Genomic DNA, 16,503 nt, shown 5'->3' on the forward strand with positions numbered 1-16,503 from the left:
GGGGATGCGCCTACTTGCTCTTTGCACCAGCTTGCCGCGCCGCTGTTTCGATGACGTCGGCAACCTTCTCGGCCTGCGACGCGAACACGGCGTGGCTTGCCTTGATCTCGGTCACCACGCTGCCCGCGCGCTTAGCCATTTCGCGTTCCAGTTCAGGATTGATTGAGCGGTCTTCGGAAGCAACAATTGACCAGCTCTGCTTTGTCTTCCAAGCGGGATCCCCGATCTTGGCGGAAAAAGCTTCCTTCGAGGCGTAGACCTGCGATCTCGCCAGAAACGCTGCGTCGTCTTTCGGCAGGTCCGCGGCGAAGTCGTTCGCGAACGCGGCGGGGTCGAGATAGAGATATTTGCCATCCTTCGTTTCGCGAATATTCATGCCGCCGGCCGGCTTGGAGCTTGCAAGGCTGAGGAGGCTTTCGCCACTGTCCGGCTGGAAGGCCGCGACATACACGAGACCAGCGACAATGGGACTGTGGCCAGCTTCGGTGATCACCATGCCGCCATAGCTGTGACCGACGAGAAGCGTTGGGCCGTCCTGCAGGTCGAGCACCCGATTGGTTGCGGCGATATCGTCGGCAAGCGACGTGATCGGCTCCTGTACAATCGTGACATTGAAGCCTCGCTCGACGAGGATATCAGATGCCTTGCGCCAGCCCGAACCATCGGCGAGCGCACCATGGACGATAACGATGTTTTTCACGTCGGCGGCCTGTGCCGCGAAGGCAATCACGCTCGTGGCGAAGGCGAGTGCTAGGGTCGAGATGTAATGGCGGTTCATGGGTTTGACTCCTGTCTGTTGGGGGTGGTTTTGGTAGGGGAGATGAACTTTCAGCCGAAGGTGAAGGCGTAGGCTTCGACGCCTGGATCGAGGAAACGGATTTCGAACGTCCGTTCCTCCACGTCGCCGGACTGGCGGACGAGTTGGTAGAGCTTGGTGGACATCACCGTGCCCTGGCCGTCGGCGTTAGTATCTGCGCCATGGTTGGGTCCGGGAGCCTTGCCGTCGATCGTCACCTGGAAGCGGACTGGCTTGCCGGCAGCACCGGGTCCGAGAACCAGATGCAGGTCGCGGGCGCTGAATCGGTAGACGATGCTACCATCCGGCTGGTTCAGGACGGCCTGCTCAGCGCCAACCGTCCAGGTTCCGGAGAGGCCCCATTCATTCAGGCCCGGTTCGTCGATAGAATAGGCGTTGGCGGCGCCGGCACGGAGGTTTTCCGGAGAGGCGAAGCTGGTGGCGCGTTTGTATCCGAGATAGGTTTCGCCCGAACGGACGTTCTTGAGGTCCGGGCTGGCCTCGGCTCCTTTGGCGTCCGGCGTCACTGGCGCAGTCGAGGGCATCTCGCTGCCGGCTTCGCGCAGAAGGTCCTGGATCGCCTGCTCGGTCTGGCGGTAGTTGCCTTCGCCGAAGTGGTGGTAGCGGATATTGCCCTTTGCATCGATCAGATAATGCGCCGGCCAGTAGCTGTTCTCGAAGGCGCGCCAGATCTTGTAGTCGTTGTCGATCGCAACCGGATAGCCGATCTTAAAATCCTCGACCGCCTTTTTGACGTTATCGATCTTTTTCTCGAAAGCGAATTCGGGGGCGTGCACGCCGATCACGACCAGGCCCTGATCCTTATATTTTTCCGACCAGGCACGGACGTAAGGCACGGTGCGAATGCAGTTGATGCACGAGTAGGTCCAGAAATCGACGAGGACGACCTTGCCGCGCAGCTGTTCAGTCGTCAGCGGCGGCGAGTTCAACCACTCGACGGCGCCATTTAAAGACGGCGAACCACCTTCGATAGGCAGGCTGCTGCGAAACGGTTGATTCCTGTCAGCGAGGGCAGCCGTCGCGCCACGATCGGCAGCTTCTGAGGACGAGTTCGCCGCAGGCCTCTCGTGCAGTTGGTCAAGCACGGTCTGTTCGAAGGCGGCTGTGCTGGCATAGGAAAGCCGTGCCAGGAGGCCGGTATCGAGACCGAGCGCAATGACGGCAACGCCGGCCAGAACCGCGGCACCCAGCACCTGACGAATACGCTCGCTTACGCCGAGCGACCGCTTCATGCCGGCAAAGATCTTGCCCCCGACAAGAAGGGCAATGGCAAGCGATGTCGCGGCACCAGCGGCATAGCCGACGAGCAGGAAAGTCGTCTGGAGATTGGCGCCTTGCAATGCCGCACCCGTCAGCAGGAGGCCAAGGATCGGCCCAGCGCAGGGTGCCCAGAGCAGACCGGTCGCAATGCCGAGGATGAAGGAGCTTGCGGGAGTCGGTACGGAGCCGGGTTTGCCCGACGCGTTCAGCAGCCTGTTGCCGAAGTCGACGACCGGCAGGGTGATGACGCTTGCAACGCGTGGCGAAAGAAGGCTTACCCCGAAGACCGCAAGTATCAGAATTGCGGCGAAACGCCCGTATTCATTGGCATGGATCGCCCAACTTCCGCCGACCGCTGCAAGCGTCGCGACAAGTGCGAAAGTACCACTCATGCCGATCAGCATGGGCAGCGTGCTTCGGATAAAGGGCTGTCCTGCGCGGGCAAAGACGAAGGGGAGAATGGGAAGGATGCACGGGCTGAGTATGGTTAGCGCTCCTCCGAGATAGGCAATGATGAGAAGTGTCATCGTCGTTTCCTTGAAACCGGTTGGTCGGGTTCTGGACGGCGATGGGGCACGACCAGCAACGGGGCCAATCTGGTCGGCGCGACGTATCCCGGATGTGTCCGGCTTCCATAAGAAATGTACCGCAGTGTAGGGAACCGCCGGGCGACTACAGAGTGACACAAATCGTCGGCGGCCCGGGTTCGAGACGCAGGGCAGATTGTATCAGAACGTATCAAGGCGGCCGGATGCTACATCTGCATTCGATTGCGGGCTTTGCGGGACACGTTGGGGATACATGCGGCCGGCTCTCTTCAGGTCACGATCAATCGAGATGGAGAGAACGATGTCCCCTGAATTCAACCACCAGCGCCGCCGCTTCTTTGGTGTCGCCGCCATGGCCGTGGCCGCCGCCGAATTCGGCATGACCGCGATCGCAAACGCTCAGTCGTCCGCGGTATCCTTAGCAGCGGTCAAGCCAGGAAGGCATACTTCATTCGGAGCGCTGAAGCAGATTAAGGCAGGTGTGCTCGATGTCGGATATGCAGAAGCCGGTCCGGCAGATGGTCCCGTCGTCCTGCTTGTTCACGGCTGGCCCTACGACATCTACAGCTATGTCGATGTCGCACCGATCCTGGCCGATGCAGGCTACCGCGTCATCATTCCCTATCTGCGCGGTTATGGCACGACGCGCTTCCTTTCGCAGGAGACACCGCGAAACGGCCAGCAGGCGGCACTGGCGACCGACATGATCGCCTTGATGGACGCACTCGGCATCGAAAAGGCGATCCTCGGCGGATATGACTGGGGTGCGCGCACCGTGAACATCATGGCGGCTCTCTGGCCGGAACGCTGCGAGGCAATGGTTTCCGTCAGTGGCTATCTCATCGGCAGCCAGGAAATCAACAAGAAGCCTTTGCCGCCGAAGGCGGAGCTGTCCTGGTGGTACCAGTTCTACTTCGCCACCGAGCGCGGCCGGCTCGGCTATGCCGCCAACACGCACGAGTTTGCAAAGCTGATCTGGCAGACGGCCTCGCCAACCTGGGCCTTCGACGACGAGACCTTCAACCGTTCGGCAGGCGCGTTCGACAATCCAGACCATGTGGAAATTACCGTCCATAACTATCGCTGGCGGCTCGGTCTCGTAGAAGGCGAGCCGAAATACGATGCCTACGAGAAGCAGCTGGCGATGGGGCCGATGATCACGATCCCGACGATTACCATGGAAGGCGATGCCAACGCCGCGCCGCATCCGGAACCATCCTCCTATGCGAAGAGGTTCTCCGGAAAATACGAGCATCGAAATGTAACGGGCGGTGTCGGGCATAATCTGCCGCAGGAAGCGCCGCAGGCGTTCGCCCAAGCCATCCTTGATGTCGCCAAACCCTGACTGGTCAGGCTGCCGCGAAAAAACTCCTTTACTCGCGGCTGCCGACACGGACAAATAACGGCTGCATAGCAGACAACCGATATTGTTTGAAAGACAAAAGATGGAGCATGTCGACCACATCCTGATTGTCGATGATGATCGTGAAATTCGCGAACTGGTATCGAGCTATCTGAAGAAGAACGGTCTTCGCACGACGGTTGCCGCCGACGGCCGGCAGATGCGCAGGTTCCTCGAGACCAGCACGGTCGACCTGATCGTGCTCGACGTGATGATGCCGGGCGATGACGGGCTGGTCCTTTGCCGGGAACTGCGCGCCGGCAAGCACAAGGCGACGCCGGTCGTCATGTTGACGGCGCGCGACGACGAGATGGACCGGATCATCGGGCTTGAAATGGGGGCCGACGACTATCTTCCGAAGCCTTTCGCGGCGCGCGAGCTTCTTGCCCGCATCAAGGCGGTGCTGCGGCGCACGCGAATGTTGCCGCCCAACCTTCAGATCAGCGAGGCAGGACAGCTGCTGACTTTTGGCGAGTGGCGGCTCGACACGGTTGGCCGGCATCTTCTTGACAGGGACGGCACGGAGATCGCGCTAAGTGGTGCCGAATACCGGTTGTTGCGGGTCTTCATCGATCATCCCCAACGCGTGCTCAACCGAGATCAGATCCTGAACCTGACGCAGGGCCGCGATGCCGAGCTCTTCGACCGATCGATCGACCTTCTGGTCAGCCGTCTGCGCCAGCGGCTCGGCGACGACGCACGCGAGCCGACTTACATCAAGACGGTGCGGGCTGAAGGCTATGTGTTCTCCGTACCAGTCGAGATTTCGGTGCCCAGGACATGAGTGAGGAGGGCAATTTCCGGTTCGGCTGGTGGCCAAGCACGCTACGCTCGCGCCTCTTCCTCATCCTATTTGCCGGACTGGCGATCGCCTATAGCCTCTCGTTCAGCATCCTTTTTGCCGAGCGCTACATGTCGGCCAAGGCCGTCATGCTTGGTACGCTGGAAAGCGATCTAGCGACGTCGATCGCCGTGATCGACCGACTGCCCGCCAGCGAGCGGGCCGAATGGCTGGACCGCCTGAGCCGTGGCAACTATCGCCTTGTTCTTGGGCCGGGTCTTCCCGGTGTGCCGGACATGTCGGGCCGCGGAGCGGAAATTGCAAAACGGATAGAGGAGGCGGCAGGCAACAGGTTTCCGCTCCGCGTCGAAGCCATTCCAGGTGACGGCAAGCGGCTGCAGGGACATCTGACGCTTTCAGACGGTGCACCGCTCACCATTGACGTGACGCCGCGCGGCGTCATGCCGTTGGCCGAATGGCTGCCATATGTCTTTGCCGCCCAGATGGTGCTGCTGATCCTCTGCACCTGGTTTGCGGTGCGCCAGGCAGTTCGCCCGCTTGGCGATCTCGCGGCCGCCGCCGATGCACTCGATCCCAACAAGAAGGGGTCCCCATTGAGCGAGAGCGGGCCGAGCGAAGTCGCCAATGCGGCGCGCGCCTTCAACGCCATGCGCGACCGTATCGCCCATTACCTGGAAGAACGCGTGCAGATTCTCGCGGCGATCTCGCATGACCTGCAGACGCCGATCACGCGCATGCGCCTGCGGGCCGACTTGGCGGACGATACCCCCGAAAAGGACAAGCTGGTCAGCGACCTGCGGGAGATCGAGCGGTTGGTTCAGGACGGAATTGCCTATGCGCGCAGCTCTCACGGCAACGGCGAAACGACATCTCGCATTGATCTGTCTTCCTTTATCGACAGCATCGCCTACGACTACCAGGATACTGGAAAGGCGGTCACCGTTGCCGGCATCGTTCACGGCACGGCCGTGACGAAACCGCACGCGTTGCGGCGTATCCTGACCAACTTCATCGACAACGCCCTCAAGTTTGCGGGTGCTGCCGAGATCAGCGTCGAACGGAAGGGCGATGGAAGTACCATCATTACGGTCACCGACCGTGGGCCAGGTATTCCGGACGGCAAGCTGGAGGCCGCCATGCAACCGTTCTACAGGCTTGAGACTTCGCGCAACCGCGCCACCGGGGGTACAGGGCTTGGATTGGCCATCGCTCAGCAGCTTGCCGTCTCGGTTGGCGGCGCAGTGAGGATCTACAACCGCCCCGGCGGAGGCCTCGCCGCAGAGATATCGCTGCCCTGAAGAATGCCCGGTTTTGTTGTGCATTTTGTATGAAAAAGTAGCCCCGCACGCGGACTTCCGGGGCTTAATCCGGAACTTGCGAGCGCGCTGATCGACGAAGCCCACCAGACCTGCCCCTATTTCCAAGGCGACACGGGGGAATATCGCGGTCGAGTTGAAGCTTGCCTGAGCGTCTCGCAAATCCAAATGTAACGCCTGATCGTTGGCATGCTGGCGCTCGCGGTTTTGGCAGCGCCTTGCGTCTATGACGTGCTCTCGCCGGAACCATCCCCCATGGCCGCGCTGGCCACAGCCGTTGGTCTTCAAGGATTGGCGTGCCTAACGGGGCGCAGGATGACTTGCACGCCAGCTCCGATAGTCATGGCGCCACGGAAGCCGCTTCTGCTTGTCGGATCGTCTCGATGGAATCGGCTGACGGCAAGTTGATTTCGGCAATGAAACCCGTTGGCGTGACATTCTCGAGCCTAAGCGTTCCAAAATGGCTTCCAACGATGTCGTTTACGATGGATAGACCCAAACCGAATCCGCCCCGGTCGTTGCGCGCAGAATCCAACTTGTAAAACGGTTCCAGGACGTCAGTATGGAACTCGGGGGGAATGCCGGGTCCGTCGTCGCTGACGCCGATGCTGATCGCCCCATCCGGTTTGACATGAAGTTCGACATTCACGTGCCGGGCAAACTTGGTGCCGTTGTCGATGAGATTGGCGATAGCGCGCTTGAGCGCATGGGGTCTGCAGGGGTAGGCGAAGCGATCAGGTCCACGGTAGATCACCGAGTAGCCCATATCAGCAAAATCATTGCAAGCCGTGTTGATGAGGCTCGGCAGGTCAACCCTGAGATGGGTTTCTTTCGATGTGTCTTTTCTCAGGTAAACCAATGTCTCCTCGACCATCAGCGTCAGGGCGTCAATGTCTGCCAGCAAGGCGTTGCGCAGCGAGGGCTCATTTGAGCGCTCGGCTCTGAGGCGTAGACGCGTCAAAGGCGTTCTCAGATCGTGACTGATAGCGCGCAACATGCGCGTGCGTGCTTCGATCATCCCACGGACCCGGCTCCGCATATCGTTTAGCGACTTCGCAAGCGTCCGTATTTCTGGAGGACCCGTTTCCTCGAAGGGGCGCTCGGACCCCTTGTCCGGATCAAGATCCCGCGCTGCTTGGGAAAATCGTTGAAGCGGCGAGGCGATCATGCGGCTTCCATAGAGGGACAACAGGATGACCGGCACGAACATGGCCATGGTCGCGAGGAAATCGCTGATTTCACGATCTGTAATAGGGGAGTCAGGCAGGGCGGACGGCGGTGCAAAAGCCAAAGCGCGGTCCTGATCGATGCCAACGACCAGCACCTGCTGCAGGTGACCGGCCACGGTTCCAGCGCTAAGCTTGACGTTGACATCTGGCCGCGACAGGTTGTTTTTAATCTCGGAACGAAAGTCGCCCATTTCCGTCGGCTGTTCGGCGCGCTGGAGTTCCGTTGCGGATACTTCTTCGACCTGAAGCCCGGTCCTTGTCACAGCGCCGAGGATGGTCGCCTCTTGATCCGCTGTCTCGGCAGATCGGATCATGTCGACGACGAGCTCGATGCGCATGGCAACGGAGCGCGCCTGTGAAACGCTCTCAGGCTCCTTGATCGTCAGGTGTTCACTAATGATGCCGAGGATTGCAAACAGGGCCACTGGCATGACAGCAAGCAGAGCAATCTGTCGGTGGATGGAACCCGCAAAAAATCGCACCAGCATCATCAATCCTTCTCATGGGTACGGCAACAGCCGCTAGGGCTCGCCGCTGACCGTTCGCCTGTCGGCAGACACCGCAAACCGGAATCAAATATCGGTCGCAACGGTATCTATTTCAGCCGGAAAGATGTTTTTATTTGTTATTACATACCGTTCATCGAGCGGAGAGATGGGCACTGCAGCAATTCCTTCGGCAATCCGTCGCCAGGAACGAAGCAACTGGCGTGCGAGAACGAAGAACGAAGGAAGGTCGGCGAAGGATCAATCCGTTTGAAGATCCATAAACACATCCGCGCGATTTTCTCACGGCGATACCCAAAGGAATGACGTCGCTATTGCTTATGCGCCTACCGTCTCATAGCTTCATTGACATCCTTGCGGACGCCCTGAGTGAGGCGACGTGCCCGATCGGACTGCCAAAACTAGGCGCTGAAATCGGCGGATGACGACCTAGCGGAGCGATCATAAAGAGCAAAGGCGACCCGCTTTCGTCGGCGACTGTTCCCGAGCGATGATCGATTAGGGAATCTCACCGCACGCGGACAATCATTGCGTGCTCTGCCGAGACATCATGCGAGCACCGGCATCGAGCGTCACATGTAAGCCGACACATTTACAGTCGCTTCTCTTCCCAGCCACCGCAGAAGATATCGCCTCTTCAGGCATGTTGTTCGGATTTTCTTGCCCGCGAGCAGCGCCAGCGATCGCGCGCTTCAGGCACCATCCCGGAACAACGCTCGGCTTGCGAAAACCATAGCCGATCCTATAGAAGAACTGACCGGCGGCAGCCCTGTCTTTATACACGGTGCGCCTTTCAACTGGGCCAATGCTTTCGAACCACTCCGGTAGGCCGTCGGTGGACAGGCTGTCTTCCTTCACACCGTACATGATCACCGACCTGCCTTTGAATGAACGATCGGCTTGCCAGAACTCGAACATCAGCCCACTCTCTCCGAAGAGGTTCCGACTGGTAATGTCGTTCAACGCCGTGCGACCTCTGCTGTAAAAGCCGAGTTCGCTGGCGACGTTGTACTTGTCCATCCCGACAAGGAGCGGCGGCGAACCGGTCTCGGCCGCGACCTTTGTCTCAATGTCTTCGGCGGCGGAGACGAATTCTTCCCATGCGATGGGCAGCCCGCGCAGGCCGGTGGTATAGCCGACCAGGGGCAGGCCGAGCGCTAGATAATGGAAGAGGATCGCGAAGAATAAAACACTGCCCCCCGCGGCGGCTTTCACTGCCGCCAGCAGACGGGGCATTGTGCCCCGAGACAGCGCCGTCTCGACCACATTCGCCATGACCGGCAGCAAGGAAAGCCAGACGGGACCCGTCCAGTTCATCTTGACGCTATGGAACAGGCTGAAAAAGATGAAGACGAAGAGCGGCACCAAAGTGAAGACGGCCAGGAACGCCTCCTTGCCACGAAAGTCAAACCTGTCGGAAAGCACAGCGATCCTGCCGGCGCCAGCGCCGGCGAGAAGCAGTCCAACGGGCCCAAGCAATATAGCGATGAAGAGGAGAAGGCTCGGCGTCGAAAAGACCAGGTCTTCGAATGCCCACCGCCGACTTCCCTGGAACTGAAACGATGCCCAATCGTGGCGGGCATTCCAGGCAATGACGGGCGAGAACAAAACAAATGCCAGAACTGCCCCGAGGTAGGGCCATTTCGTAAGAAGCCCCCGCCGATGCATAGGATGGAGGACCAGGAAGACGAGCGTAGCGGGTCCAAGGAGGGCGATCGTATATTTCGAAAGCATGCCGAGGCCGATGCAAACGCCCGCGCGCAGCCACGCTTGCGGACGGTTTTGAAGAATTGCCCGCTGCAAGAAATACAAAGCGCCGGCCCATGCGGCGGTCAGCGGAGCATCCGGCGTCGTCACGGTTCCGATCATGAAGAAGAACGGAAGGACTGACAGCAGCAAAAGCGTCAGGAAAGCGGTCATGCGGCCGAAGAGACCGTCCGCGAACCGGAACGCGAAATATGCGGTCACCAGCCAGCACAAGGTGGCACCGATCCGCACGCCGAATTCGGTGTCGCCGAAGACCGCCGTTCCCAGCCATATCAGCCAGGCTACCATTGGCGGGTGATCAAAATATCCCCAAGCCGGATATTGCGCATATGTCCAGTAATAGGCTTCCTGCGGCATGAGGTCGATGGCGCCCTGGTAAAGCAGCCGCAGTGCGACGACGTAGCAGACGAGTCCGACAGTGGCCATTCTCCATCGGGTCTTGGCGGCGTGCTGGCCACCGCCTCGGAAGACGTAGAAATCATTTCCGATGTAGCTGACGATGCCTCCGCCGAGGATGCCAGCGACCAATACGACGATCATTGGCAGGCCAAGCGCTGATGCCGTGGCGATCGCGCCCCCGCGCATCGCCAGGGCCATGATCCCTACGAGCACAAAGCGCAGCAACTGCATGCCGCCCTTCGGGCGATCGCGGAATGAAAAATGGGCGTGTGCAACGTAGTTGCAGACTGTTGCGACGCAAAAACCCCAGATGTGGGCGACCATGATGTCGGCGCCGAGCGTCTGTGCGGAAGCCACGATCAGAAGGTCGAGGAAGAAGCCCACCAAACCGACCAGTGAAAAGCGCTGGAGGGTCTCAAAGGAAGAGGTTCCTTTGCAGAACCTTATCAACTGGCTGAGATAGGCGGCGAACTGCCTTCCTCCGATTTTTGACTTTCCCTTTTGCCGCTCGAAGAAAGAGATCGGGACTTCGCACACTTTGAGCGAGTCGCCGCCTGCAAATAGCGTCTCCAATCCGATCTTGAACCCCTTGGCACGAGTGCCTGCATCCAGGAGCTGCTCTCGGCGTATGGCAAAAAAGCCCGACAGCGGATCTTTGACATCGGTGAACGGGGACGCCAGCGCCGCGCCGAGACGGGAAAGCGCGTTGCGGTAGAAGGGCCAGCCGACAGTCGCTCCGCCATCGACGTAGCGGCTGCCAATTGCCATGTCATAGCGGCTGGACGCCACAGCATCCACCAAGGCCTTGATCGAAGGGGCGGGATGGCTCCCATCGGCGTCGAGGACGACGACGATCGAAAATCTTGCCTGAGCGGCGGCCGACAGGACATCTTCGGCCAGACTGCCGCCTCGGCCGTTCTGGATGAGGGTCACCGGGTGGGCTCGCTGCCATTGCTGGACTTTTTCGCAGGTTCCATCCGTGGAACCGCCATCCGCCACGATGATTTCGAAGGTAAAGTGGCGGTAGACATTGTCTATGATTTCGCCAATCGTCTCGTCGATGTTTTCGGCCTCGTCCAGAGTGGGAACAACGATCGAGATGGACGGGCAAGGCGCGCCTCTCTCTGATTCCGAGGGCTGCGTTCCCTCGAACGCCATGGTCCCCCGCAATGGCTTCACATGCGACAACATTGAATTTCTCCAGGTAATTTCGATGAGGGCGCAACCGGAGGGCCCGGAGACGCAAGGGCCTGGAAGTAGCGGTTCTGGCCGCCAAGTGGTTTTAAGTGATGTTAATGTGTGCTCCGATTTGTTTCCCTGCCCGCTGCCCGGATGCGGGTGGTCCCCCCAACTGGAGCGTCAGAAGCACGGTCTCCGGTCCTAGGAAGCTGCTTGCGCCTGCGGTGAAGGTCTCAGCGTTCGCCCGTCCTGAAGCATGGCTCGGCTTCCGCCGACGGCGCTTAGAAACATTTCTTAACAAGACAAAATCCATCCCAAAACGGATTTCCTGCACGGTGCAGCCGGTCGGGGGGCGGCGAGCCCTTTAAAACACCCAGGAGCGGATGTTGTCTTCTATGAAGCAAAATGCTGGTTTGATGTTATTGTCGGCGCTTGCCGTGCCTCTTGCAGCGGGCACTGCGGCACGGGCCGCGGATCCGGGCGAATTTGGCGCCGGCGAACCTCCTGAAGCATCCAGCGAACGGCCCAGCGGTTTTCGCGGCAAGCTTCACGACTGGAACGTCGTTGTTGGGGCTGGAGCCATATACGGACCGAAATTCGAGGGGTCGAAGGACTTCAAGGTCATGCCGGCCCCTTTCGTTTCTGCAAGCTTCTTCAACGATTACGTACACGTCGGCCCGACCGGCGTGCTCGTCGATATCTACAAGGTCGAAAATATCAAGATCAGCGCTAAGGGCGGTATGGAATTTGGCCGTGACGAAGACGAGAGCGATCATCTGAAGGGACTGGGCGATATCGATTCCGGTGCGGAAATCGGAGGTGTCATTTCCTATGAGCTGGGACCGATCGAGCTCACCGCCGGGATTGACAAAATCATCGGTGGCAGCGACGGTCTCACCGGCACATTCGGCGCAGAATATTCCCATATGGTAGGTCGGTTTATCTTCTCCGCGGGGGCTTCTGCGACCTGGGCGGACAAGAATTACATGAAGTCCTATTTCGGCGTCACTCCTCTGCAGTCGGCAAGGTCCGGCCTCGAGGTTTATGACCCTGGAGCGGGCTTCAAACGCATCGACCTCACCGCGTCCGTCACATACCTGGCATCCGAGCACTGGTTCGTCCGCGGCCAGGCGGAACTCGGGATCCTGACCGGCGACGCACGAAATAGTCCGGTGGTTCAGAAGGAAACCCAGCCTTCCGTCATGATGTTCGTCGGCTACAAATTCTAGAAGGAACGCCTCAACCGAGATCATGTCCGAGCCGAGGTGCGGGCCGACGACTACATGGTCGATTGCCATGTCAGAGTGTCGGCCGGCTCGGCGCGGGCATATTCGTAAAGCTCCGCATCGGGCCGGTGATTGAGATCGCCTCAAACGCCGATAATTTGTTTTCGACGGCGCTGGTCCAACCGCGCATCTCTTTCCACGTAATGGGCGGAGATATTCTCAGCGGTCGACCCTTTTTAGCCGAAGCTAAACGAGATCGACTCTATTTTTCTGTTAAACAGGATCTGAAGCGGATGCTTTTCCAAGTCCAGGCACCAAGTATGAACAACATCGCACCCAACGCGCCCTCGCAGGCTCCCGTCCGAATTCTTATCGTCGAGGACGATCGAGATATCGCGAGCATGTTGATCGACCTGATGAAGGATGCGGGCTACATTGCCGAAGCGGTCGGCTCCGCGATGGAGATGGACCGGGTCCTGAAGAAGAAGGAATTTCAGCTCATCGTCCTGGACGGCATGCTGCCGGGTGAGGACGGCTTCAGCATTTGCCGGCGAATCAGGTCTACCAATACTGTTCCGATCCTCATGCTGACGGCCCTGGCGAAGGAAGTCGATCGGGTGATCGGTCTGGAACTCGGCGCCGACGACTATGTTACGAAACCCTTCAATTCGAGGGAACTACTGGCAAGGATCAGGGCGCTCTTGCGGCGCTCTTCCTATTCCATGCAAGTCAAACCGGTTCAGGAGGCCATGACCTTCGCCGGCTGGCGCATCGACCCCGTCACGCGCGAACTGATCGACAGTGATGGGGTTCATGTGTCCCTGACGACAGCAGAATTCGATGTCTTGCTGGTGTTCTGCCAGAACCCGCGACAGGTCATGAATCGCCAGGAAATCCTTGCCCGCACCCATGCCGGTTCCGCCGGCCCGGTCGAGCGCAGTATCGATGTGCATGTCAGCCGCGTTCGGCAAAAGATAGAGCCAGACTATAAGGATCCGACGTTCATCAAGACGGTACGGCTGGGCGGTTATATCTTCACGCCTGAGGTGACGCGCGATTAGTATAAGCCGAGCCCGATTTCACCAGCGTTGTCGGCCTCGATGATCCGGTTGAACATGGATCTGTGTCCTTTACGTCTATGAGCGTCACGGCCTTGCGCGAGCCGCATCGATTTCTGCCGCCTGCGGAACATGCTGGAAATGCTCTGACACAGACTGCCTCGTGGCTGCTTCCCCAAGCCGCTTTTCCAGCTGTTCCACAGATACGCAGTCGGCCCGCATCATCTGGCCGATCAGTGGGTCGTTCAGGATCTCGGCGACGGTCATCTCATGATGGCGCATGGTAATCTCCTTTGTCGCCGACACGAATAGTCGGTGCAAGGAGCCTGGCGATGTCAAAACGGACGAAATCAAGGCGGTTGCTGAAGATATGTTTCCGGTCGATTCTCGCCCCAGCATGCGAAGCCCTAGGTCGCAGCAGCGATGTTGACGGTAAAGCGTGATGTGGAGCCGCGGCTAAGACGGGACGGGCAATACGCCCTTCTCCGCTGAAAGCCTGCGGGGTCCGCAACAACTCTTAACATCACAAAACCCAAGGCAATAGCGAATCCGGATTAATGCCATCAGACGCGATCCGGAAGGAAGCTCGCGGGGCGACGCTCCACGGCGGGCGGCGATCTTGCCGCTCTCGCCGTGGTCGAAGACAGGGCGACAAAATTGAATCGACTGATGGCCATCCTGATGCTGGTCCTTCTTGCTGGTTGCATGGCGCCGGACCGGGTTGCCTATAGCCCAAAGGCGGCGGCCACCGCCAATATCGAAGGGTTCGGCGATATCCGCACCTATGCGGATACCGGCCGGCAACTGCCCGATGCGCGCGCCTGGCTCGCCGTCCCGAGACACAAGGACGTCAATTATCTCATCTTGTCTGGCGGCGGGGCCGGAGGAGCCTTCAGCGTCGGAGCACTGAAGGCCTGGTCGGACAGAAAAGAGCGGCCGGAGTTCGATATCGTCAGCGGGGTCAGTACCGGCGCGCTGATCGCACCAATGGCTTTCCTCGGTCCCGCCTATGACGACACGCTCGTTGATCTCTATACGAGCGGGGTCGCAAAAGAACTGGTGGACGCGGATTTTCTGCCCAAGGGGCTGCTTGGCCCAAGCCTGCTGAAGCAGGAGCCGCTTCGCCGGATGGTCGAGCGCCATCTCACACCGGAGATCCTGAGAAAAATAGCCACCGAACACCGAGCGGGGAGGCGCCTTCTGGTCCTTACCTCCAATCTCGATTCACAGAGACCGGTGATCTGGAACATGGGCGCGATTGCCAATAGCGGTCGGCCCGATGCGCTGAAGCTATTTCAGGATGTCATCATTGCCTCGGCCAGCATCCCAGGGGTTTTCCCGGCGGTGCTCATCAAGGTTAAGGCAAGCGGCGAGGAGTTCGAGGAAATGCACTCGGACGGCGGCTCGTCATCCCAGATCCTGACGATCCCCGAGGGCTGGATGGCAAGTCCGCAGCAGGCCGCTTGGCCGACGGGCTTCAAGCTGAACATGTATGTCATCGTCAACAATGCCCTCATGCCGGAGTTCTCGACGACGACGAACAACACGCTGGCTGTCATGGCCAGGGCGAGCGCAGCCCTTATCAAGTCACAGACACGCAGCGCACTCGTGGCGACCTACGTCTATGCCCAGAAGAACGGCATTCGCTTCCGTGTCGCCTCCATCGACAGGCAAATCCCCTACAAGATGACCGACCCCTTCAACACCAACTATATGCGTGCCGTCTACCACCTCGGATACGCAAAGATGGCGAGCGGCAGCCTGTGGAAGGATGAGCCGATCTTCACGGACCTTGTCTCTGCAGAGCCCGCCCAACCCTCGCAATAGTCGGGCCGACTGTCCCAAACTTTCCAACCATAGGAGACCGAAATGTCACATTCCCATATCGGCATGGCCACCCATCGACGCCATTGTAGTCCGGCAGCCTCAGCACTCTTGTCTTGCCTGATCGTTTCGGCCGCCGCCGGTTGCGCCGCGGTGCCGCTGGAGGAGGCCCACACGCTGGTATCCTACGGCGGCCTGACGTCGAACAATGGCAAGATCACCAAGGCGAAATTTAAGATCGATCCCAACGAACTCGCGGCAACCAAGACCATATACATCGAGCCGACGACGGTTTCGCCCAATGCGGCGCCGTCGATCAAGAAGCCTTCCGATCAGGCCCTCGTCGCCAATGTGATCAGCCGTAACCTCTGCATTGGCGTCAGCGACCGTTTCCAGGTTGTCGATCGAAGGGAGAACGCAGACGTCGTCGTTCACGCCACCGTCACCCGCATCGTACCGACAAACGCCGCGATGGCCGGTGTGTCGACCGCGACGTCGCTCGGAGCGTCGTTGGTAGTTCCGGTTCCCGTGCCTCGGCTGCCGATGGGTCTCGGAGGACTTGCGGTCGAGGCTGAAGCGATGACAAGAGACGGCAAGCAGGTGGGCGCCATGGTCTGGGCGAAGGGCGCCAACGCCATCACCACGAGCGCACGTGTTTCGCAAGTTGGCGACGCCTACTCGCTCGGCTCGAGCTTCGGCAGCGATTTCTCCAAGATGCTCGTCACCGGCAAGACACCCTATAAGGGGCTGCCCAAATTCCCATCGGCACAGAAGATCAAGTCAAACCTCGGCGGAAGGCCGAAATATCCGGCCTGCGAGCGGTTCGGCCGGTCACCTGGGGTCAAGGACTTCGCGGCCTCGCAGGTTGGCCTGCCACCATCCTGGACGGACAAGCGGCCTGCGGTTGTCGGCCAAGGTCCCCATGATGAGGCACGACGATAGAAGTTTAGCCGGTGAGCCGGCTTCGTCGGGTCTGTCGGACCGGACAATCAAGTCTACACCGCTCGATATGTAAAACGGCGCGGAATTTGAACCTCGTGTGATCCCTCGCCGACATCCCGGATGTCGGCGGATTTGTCTGTAGCCACGCGGCTGACGCGGTTCGAGAGACGCCGTCCGCCATTCGCGCGAGTGTCTCGTCCGGGCGACCTGGCGTGGAAACAAGGACTT

General features: G+C 59.5%; 12 protein-coding genes and 1 pseudogene. 8 read left to right on the top strand and 5 right to left on the bottom strand.

What is annotated here, in order from left to right; translation table 11 throughout:
• Nucleotides 1-10: 10 nt before the first annotated feature.
• A complete protein-coding gene (locus ISN39_RS21325; protein WP_194730331.1) occupies nucleotides 11-778 on the bottom strand; it encodes an alpha/beta hydrolase in 768 nt (255 codons plus the stop codon).
• Between the two features lie 50 nt (nucleotides 779-828).
• On the bottom strand, nucleotides 829-2,604 hold the full coding sequence (locus tag ISN39_RS21330; RefSeq protein WP_194730332.1) for a cytochrome c biogenesis protein DipZ: 1,776 nt from the start codon (nucleotides 2,602-2,604) through the stop codon (nucleotides 829-831).
• A gap of 322 nt (nucleotides 2,605-2,926) precedes the next feature.
• Here ISN39_RS21330 and ISN39_RS21335 point away from each other — a divergent pair, with 322 nt between their 5' ends.
• The 4 genes and pseudogenes from ISN39_RS21335 to ISN39_RS36515 all read left to right on the top strand — a co-directional run.
• Nucleotides 2,927-3,970, top strand: coding sequence for an alpha/beta hydrolase (locus tag ISN39_RS21335; protein ID WP_194730333.1), 1,044 nt, complete (start codon nucleotides 2,927-2,929; stop codon nucleotides 3,968-3,970).
• 100 nt (nucleotides 3,971-4,070) lie between these two features.
• The gene (locus ISN39_RS21340; RefSeq protein WP_194731856.1) at nucleotides 4,071-4,811 is read left to right on the top strand and encodes a response regulator; all 741 of its coding nucleotides are present in this window, start codon (nucleotides 4,071-4,073) and stop codon (nucleotides 4,809-4,811) included.
• A complete protein-coding gene (locus tag ISN39_RS21345; protein WP_194730334.1) occupies nucleotides 4,808-6,127 on the top strand; it encodes a HAMP domain-containing sensor histidine kinase in 1,320 nt (439 codons plus the stop codon). The genes ISN39_RS21340 and ISN39_RS21345 overlap by 4 nt, the downstream gene beginning before the upstream one ends.
• A gap of 54 nt (nucleotides 6,128-6,181) precedes the next feature.
• A pseudogene (locus tag ISN39_RS36515) lies at nucleotides 6,182-6,296 on the top strand (peroxiredoxin); the annotation flags it as partial.
• A 189-nt stretch (nucleotides 6,297-6,485) separates the two neighbouring features.
• Here ISN39_RS36515 and ISN39_RS21350 read toward each other — a convergent pair.
• Together ISN39_RS21350 and ISN39_RS21355 are read right to left on the bottom strand one after the other, a co-directional pair.
• On the bottom strand, nucleotides 6,486-7,865 hold the full coding sequence (locus tag ISN39_RS21350) for a HAMP domain-containing sensor histidine kinase (protein ID WP_194730335.1): 1,380 nt from the start codon (nucleotides 7,863-7,865) through the stop codon (nucleotides 6,486-6,488).
• Nucleotides 7,866-8,405: 540 nt separating this feature from the next.
• The gene (locus ISN39_RS21355; protein WP_194730336.1) at nucleotides 8,406-11,237 is read right to left on the bottom strand and encodes a glycosyltransferase family 39 protein; all 2,832 of its coding nucleotides are present in this window, start codon (nucleotides 11,235-11,237) and stop codon (nucleotides 8,406-8,408) included.
• Between the two features lie 383 nt (nucleotides 11,238-11,620).
• Between ISN39_RS21355 and ISN39_RS21360 the strand changes: the two genes are divergently transcribed.
• Together ISN39_RS21360 and ISN39_RS21365 are read left to right on the top strand one after the other, a co-directional pair.
• Nucleotides 11,621-12,454 carry a MipA/OmpV family protein gene (locus ISN39_RS21360; RefSeq protein WP_246763370.1) on the top strand — a complete coding sequence of 278 codons (834 nt, stop codon included), beginning with the start codon at nucleotides 11,621-11,623 and terminating at the stop codon, nucleotides 12,452-12,454.
• A gap of 317 nt (nucleotides 12,455-12,771) precedes the next feature.
• Complete coding sequence (locus ISN39_RS21365; RefSeq protein WP_194731858.1) at nucleotides 12,772-13,512, top strand: response regulator; 741 nt, start codon at nucleotides 12,772-12,774, stop codon at nucleotides 13,510-13,512.
• 84 nt (nucleotides 13,513-13,596) lie between these two features.
• On the opposite strand, the gene ISN39_RS21370 is transcribed toward ISN39_RS21365, so the two are convergent.
• The gene (locus ISN39_RS21370) at nucleotides 13,597-13,791 is read right to left on the bottom strand and encodes a hypothetical protein (RefSeq protein WP_194730337.1); all 195 of its coding nucleotides are present in this window, start codon (nucleotides 13,789-13,791) and stop codon (nucleotides 13,597-13,599) included.
• Nucleotides 13,792-14,178: 387 nt separating this feature from the next.
• Here ISN39_RS21370 and ISN39_RS21375 point away from each other — a divergent pair, with 387 nt between their 5' ends.
• Both ISN39_RS21375 and ISN39_RS21380 read left to right on the top strand, forming a co-directional pair.
• The gene (locus ISN39_RS21375) at nucleotides 14,179-15,336 is read left to right on the top strand and encodes a patatin-like phospholipase family protein (RefSeq protein WP_194731859.1); all 1,158 of its coding nucleotides are present in this window, start codon (nucleotides 14,179-14,181) and stop codon (nucleotides 15,334-15,336) included.
• Nucleotides 15,337-15,378: 42 nt separating this feature from the next.
• Nucleotides 15,379-16,275, top strand: a complete 897-nt coding sequence (locus ISN39_RS21380) for a DUF3313 domain-containing protein (RefSeq protein ID WP_194730338.1) — start codon at nucleotides 15,379-15,381, stop codon at nucleotides 16,273-16,275.
• The last annotated feature ends 228 nt before the right edge of the window (nucleotides 16,276-16,503 follow it).

It is taken from the genome of Rhizobium sp. 007, from assembly GCF_015353075.1.
GTDB lineage: Bacteria > Pseudomonadota > Alphaproteobacteria > Rhizobiales > Rhizobiaceae > Rhizobium.

What these genes read in the sequence shown, in the direction of transcription:
- ISN39_RS21325 (WP_194730331.1), bottom strand. Translation starts at nt 778, where the DNA reads ATGAACCGCCATTACATCTCGACCCTAGCACTCGCCTTCGCCACGAGC.
- ISN39_RS21330 (WP_194730332.1), bottom strand. Translation starts at nt 2,604, where the DNA reads ATGACACTTCTCATCATTGCCTATCTCGGAGGAGCGCTAACCATACTC.
- ISN39_RS21335 (WP_194730333.1), top strand. Translation starts at nt 2,927, where the DNA reads ATGTCCCCTGAATTCAACCACCAGCGCCGCCGCTTCTTTGGTGTCGCC.
- ISN39_RS21340 (WP_194731856.1), top strand. Translation starts at nt 4,071, where the DNA reads ATGGAGCATGTCGACCACATCCTGATTGTCGATGATGATCGTGAAATT.
- ISN39_RS21345 (WP_194730334.1), top strand. Translation starts at nt 4,808, where the DNA reads ATGAGTGAGGAGGGCAATTTCCGGTTCGGCTGGTGGCCAAGCACGCTA.
- ISN39_RS21350 (WP_194730335.1), bottom strand. Translation starts at nt 7,865, where the DNA reads ATGATGCTGGTGCGATTTTTTGCGGGTTCCATCCACCGACAGATTGCT.
- ISN39_RS21355 (WP_194730336.1), bottom strand. Translation starts at nt 11,237, where the DNA reads ATGTTGTCGCATGTGAAGCCATTGCGGGGGACCATGGCGTTCGAGGGA.
- ISN39_RS21360 (WP_246763370.1), top strand. Translation starts at nt 11,621, where the DNA reads ATGAAGCAAAATGCTGGTTTGATGTTATTGTCGGCGCTTGCCGTGCCT.
- ISN39_RS21365 (WP_194731858.1), top strand. Translation starts at nt 12,772, where the DNA reads ATGAACAACATCGCACCCAACGCGCCCTCGCAGGCTCCCGTCCGAATT.
- ISN39_RS21370 (WP_194730337.1), bottom strand. Translation starts at nt 13,791, where the DNA reads ATGCGCCATCATGAGATGACCGTCGCCGAGATCCTGAACGACCCACTG.
- ISN39_RS21375 (WP_194731859.1), top strand. Translation starts at nt 14,179, where the DNA reads ATGGCCATCCTGATGCTGGTCCTTCTTGCTGGTTGCATGGCGCCGGAC.
- ISN39_RS21380 (WP_194730338.1), top strand. Translation starts at nt 15,379, where the DNA reads ATGTCACATTCCCATATCGGCATGGCCACCCATCGACGCCATTGTAGT.